The 4,608-nt window shown below is 58.6% G+C and carries 3 protein-coding genes and 2 rRNA genes; 3 read left to right on the top strand and 2 right to left on the bottom strand.

Translation table 11 applies throughout. The features are described from left to right. A 5S ribosomal RNA gene (gene rrf, locus GTP45_RS27695) occupies positions 1-106 on the top strand; the annotation flags it as partial. Between the two features lie 106 nt (positions 107-212). Further along, positions 213-1,598, top strand: coding sequence for a DUF4214 domain-containing protein (locus GTP45_RS27690; protein ID WP_161017073.1), 1,386 nt, complete (start codon positions 213-215; stop codon positions 1,596-1,598). Between the two features lie 4 nt (positions 1,599-1,602). Here the strand turns inward: GTP45_RS27690 and GTP45_RS27685 are convergent, their stop codons facing one another. Both GTP45_RS27685 and GTP45_RS27680 read right to left on the bottom strand, forming a co-directional pair. Beyond that, complete coding sequence (locus tag GTP45_RS27685) at positions 1,603-2,814, bottom strand: sensor histidine kinase (protein WP_161017072.1); 1,212 nt, start codon at positions 2,812-2,814, stop codon at positions 1,603-1,605. A 44-nt stretch (positions 2,815-2,858) separates the two neighbouring features. After that, positions 2,859-4,220 (bottom strand): sodium-dependent transporter, encoded by a 1,362-nt coding sequence (locus GTP45_RS27680; protein ID WP_161017071.1) that lies wholly within the window; start codon positions 4,218-4,220, stop codon positions 2,859-2,861. Between the two features lie 277 nt (positions 4,221-4,497). Here GTP45_RS27680 and GTP45_RS27675 point away from each other — a divergent pair. Then, positions 4,498-4,608, top strand: a 16S ribosomal RNA gene (locus GTP45_RS27675); the annotation flags it as partial.

The raw sequence follows: 4,608 nt of genomic DNA, 5'->3' as shown, positions 1-4,608 counted from the left end.
ACCATAGTAAGTCGGTCCCACCCCTTCCCATCCCGAACAGGACCGTGAAACGACTCTACGCCGATGATAGTGCTGCAACCAGTGTGAAAGTAGGTTATCGTCAAGCTAGTTATTTAGAAAAAGCCCGCTCAGCGTTCTGTGCGGGCTTTTTTGTATTCATTGAATTATAAAAAAGGTATCATTGGCTTCTTTCTAACACCTTGAAAGTGCTTATGAAGAACCTTGTCCCACTTGCCTCCCTGGCCCTGCTGCTGACTGCATGCGGCGGCTCCTCCGATACTCCCTCCAATCCTGCGCGCGCACCACAAGCGCTGCGCAGTGCCGCTGCAGTTCCTGCGGCGGCGGACTACACGCAACTGACCCAGAGTTTGTACATCGGCTTCTTCGGCCGCCCGGCTGACGCTGGAGGCCTCGCTTACTGGAGCAAGATCTTCGCTGACAGGGCGCTGCCGCAGAACTTGTCGGCGTGGCTGGCCGGCTATGGCGTCAATACAGACATCACCATTGTGCTCGATGCCATGGTCAACAGCGTCGAGGCGCAGGATCTGTACGTTAGCAATAACGCCTCCTACATTAATGCCATTTATCAGAACGGCTTCAACCGTTATTCGGAGGCGGGCGGCCGCGAGTACTGGGCTGGTTTGATAGATCAGCGCATTCTCACCCGTGCGCAGGCGGTGATGAGCATACTTGGCGGAGCGCAGAATGGCGATGCACAAATCCTCGCGAAGAAGGTGCAGGCGGCCAGCATCTTTACGTCGCTGCTGTCCCAGCCCGGCGCCGAGAGCCGCAAGCTGACTTACGGCACTGGCGGTTACAGCGATGGCGCGCGCGACTTGCTTGGCCGCGTCACGGCTGCCACCGACATCCAAGCCTTCCGTGCGGACATCGAAGCTTTCGTGGCCACGATGGATGAGATCCCGGGCAATCCGCTAGTGGTGCGGCGCTATGTTGGCTATCACTATTTGCAGAGTGTGAACAACCAGCCGCTGTATGCGGCCGGATACAGTTACCAGTTGCCTGGTTATCCTCCTTACTTGCCCAATGGCGGCAAGCTGACGTACGGCGCCGAGCCGCAGAGCATTGATTGGACGCGCAGCGATGAAGCCGGTTACGTCTATGGCGCGCCGGTTGCGGCCAGCGCAACGATCATTGCATCCAATAAACTGCCCGCCGTGAGCATGCTGTGCAGCCCGGTCGTCACCGCTAACGGCACCGTCACCAAGTCGACTGACGTGCTGGTGGCGCGCACCGCGTGGCGCCTAAGCGACGCGTCCGAACTCGCCGGCCAGAAGTTCACGGTGTACCGCGAGAACTGCGCCGTCGGCGGCAGCAATGTGAAGTCGTTCAAGTTTGAGGCGGACGGTAGCGGCGTGTTCCCGGTCGCGAATGGTGTGCTGACCTTCGATGCCGCGAGCGTCTCGGCCATCTTGAACGGGCAAGTCTTGCCGGATCTCTCGACTGGCAAGTTCATCGCCTTCTCCGCCTACCTCTACACGCGCACCAACGGCGAACTTGGCTACTTCATTGTGCAGCACCTCGGCAACCACAAGGCCGGTGTGACCGATGGCGTGCTTGCTATCTGGGCACAAGAGTAGGCGCTCACTTGATCGGCGCCGACATCGGCAAAGTCAGCGTAAAGCGGGTGCCGCCACCCACTTCGCTGGCGACATCGATGCGGCCGCCGAGAATCTCGGTGACGATGTTGTGGACGATGTTCAGCCCCAGCCCGGAGCCGCCCACGCCCATCTTGGTGGTAAAGAAGGGATCAAAGATGCGCGGCAAATCGTCGCGCGCGATGCCGACGCCATGGTCTTCCACACTTAGCGTCACCCAGCCCTGCGCCGATAGCTGCGCGCTGACCGCGATCAGGCCTTCGCTGCGGCCATCGTAGCCGTGCAGGATGGCGTTGTTGATCAGGTTAGTCACGACCTGGCCGAGCGGCCCCGGATAGCTCTCCATCATGAGATCCGCCGGCACATGCTGCTGGATGACAAACGGCGTGCGCTTGATGGTCGGCTGCAAGGTCAGCAAATTGCCGGCGATGACTTCGCCCAGCAAGAAGCTGCGCCGCTGCGAGCTGGTCTGATCCACCGCCACCTGCTTGAAGTTGGTGACGATGTCGGCCGCGCGATGCAGATTGCGGCTGAGGATATCGACCGACAACCGCGCATTCTCGATGTAGTGCTCGAACTCCTTGCGCGTGATGCCGCCCTCAGCCGTGATGTGGCGGCTGATATCGTCGGTCTGCATTTCGAAGGTGCTGGCGGCCATCAAACTATTGCCTATCGGCGTGTTGAGTTCGTGTGCGATGCCGGCCACCAGCGCGCCTAACCCGGCCAGCTTTTCATTGCGGACCAGGTCTTCGCGCGCCTTAGCCAAGGTGGCGATCATGTCTTGCAGTTCGCGGTTGGCGCGACGCAGCGCAAGGTGGGTGTTGATGCGGGCCAGCACTTCCTCGATCTGGAAGGGCTTGGTGATGTAGTCGACGCCGCCGGCGTCAAAGCCGGTGACTTTCTGCTTGGGATCGGTGAGCCCGGTCATGAAGATGACCGGAATATCCTTGGTGTTCTTGCCGGCCTTGAGGCGGCGGCAGGCTTCAAAGCCGTCGATGTCGGGCATCACCACGTCGAGCAGGATCAGATCCGGCTCGGCGAAGGCGGCCCGCATCAGGCCTTCCGCCGCAGTTTGCGCCAGCACGATCAGGAAGCCGTGCCGTTCCAGCCGATCCAGTAGCGCGGCCAGGTAGGACGGCGAGTCGTCGACGATCAGGATCGTCGGCATCGGCACTACGGGGATCTCGCTCTGGTTCATCGCGCACCCTCATATAGATGATCCGGCCAGTATATAACGCTGCCTTAGAACAAATCGAGGCCTTTCAGCATCACTATCAGGATCAGCAACGGCGACACGTAGCGCAGCAGGAAAAATACCGCGCCCGTCACTGCGGCGTTGTGCAGTGTGCCCTGATTTGACAGCGCGCGCTGGAAGTTGTCGCGGCCCCACACCCAGCCAACGAACAACGCTAGCGATATGCCACCCAGTGGCAGCAGCACATTCGACGAAGCGAAGTCGAACAGGTCGAACATATTCTTGCCGAACAATTTGAAGTCGGCCAGCAGGTTGTTGGTCAGCGCGCAGCTCGCCCCCAAGACCACTAGTGCGGCAATGGTCAGCAGCGTGGCTTTCGGGCGGCTCATGCCGATGCGCTCGTGCAGGATCACGACCGGTACTTCCATCAGCGACAGCATGGCGCCGGTGGCAGCCACGGATGCGAGAATGAAGAAGGCAATCATCAGCAACTGGCCACCGGGGATTTGCGAGAACACCGCCGGGATCGTAATGAACACCAGCGACGGGCCGGCCGACGGTTCAAAGCCAAAGCTGAACACCGCCGGGAAGATGGCGATACCGGCCAGCATGGAGACGAACAAGTCAGCCAGCATCACGCGCACTGTGGTGGCGGGAATGTTTTGATCGTCGCGGAAGTAGGAGCCGTACGTCATCATGGTGCCCATGCCAAGCGACAGCTTGAAGAAGGCGAGGCCCATCGCAGTCAGAATCACGCCCGAGGTGATCTTGCTGAAGTCGGGCTTGAACAGGAAGGCCAAGCCTTCCGCTACTTTAGGCAGCGTCAGGCTGACCGCGCACAGCACCAATAACAGCAGGAACAGCACCGGCATCAATTTCTTGGTGATGCCTTCAATGCCCTTGGTCACACCGAGCAGCAGAATGCCGCCGATGAAGACCAGCACGCCCCATTGCCACAGCAGCGATTGCACCGGGTCGCTAATCAGCGCGCTGAACGCGCTTTCGGTCACGTGGCGATCGCTGCTGAGAATGCTGCCGCCGATGGCTTTGAACACATAGGCAAACACCCACGCCACGACTTCGGAATAGAAAGACAGAATCAAGAAGGAGGCCAGCATGCCGGCCACGCCCACCAGCCACCACGGCAGACTCTTTTTAGGGCTTAGCGTTTGTAGCGTGGTGATGGGGTTAGCCTTGGCGGCGCGGCCCATGGTAATTTCCGCAATCATCACTGGCAGGCCGATCACCAGGGTCGCCAGCAAATACACCAGCAAGAAGCCGGCGCCGCCGTTGGCGCCAGTCAAAGAAGGGAACTTCCAAATATTGCCAAGGCCGACTGCGGAGCCCAGTGTGGCGGCCAGCACGCCGAAGCTGGAGCTGAATCCACCGCGTTTAATCGTGTTGCTCATTGCTGCTTTCTATCGAAATCAAAGGTCGCGATTGTAGCAAACGAAAAAAGAGGGTTGACGGGATGAATGCCACACGGCATAATCTCATCTCTTCGCTGACGGACACAACGATTCGCAGCAAGCAGTACAGATCTTTAAAAAATTACAGTCGATAAATGTGGGCGTTTGATGCTGCAACAAAAAGCATTAAATGCTCAACAAGAAATAATACAGTAGTAATACTGTCAGTATTTTGAGTGAGCGAACCATCTCGGTAAAACGGGATAAAACAGAGATTAAACTAAAGAGTTTGATCCTGGCTCAGATTGAACGCTGGCGGCATGCCTTACACATGCAAGTCGAACGGCAGCACGGAGCTTGCTCTGGTGGCGAGTGGCGAACGGGTGAG

It is taken from the genome of Duganella rivi (assembly GCF_009857435.1).
Lineage (GTDB): Bacteria > Pseudomonadota > Gammaproteobacteria > Burkholderiales > Burkholderiaceae_D > Rugamonas > Rugamonas rivi.
This window is presented reverse-complemented; position numbering and strand designations above follow the sequence as displayed.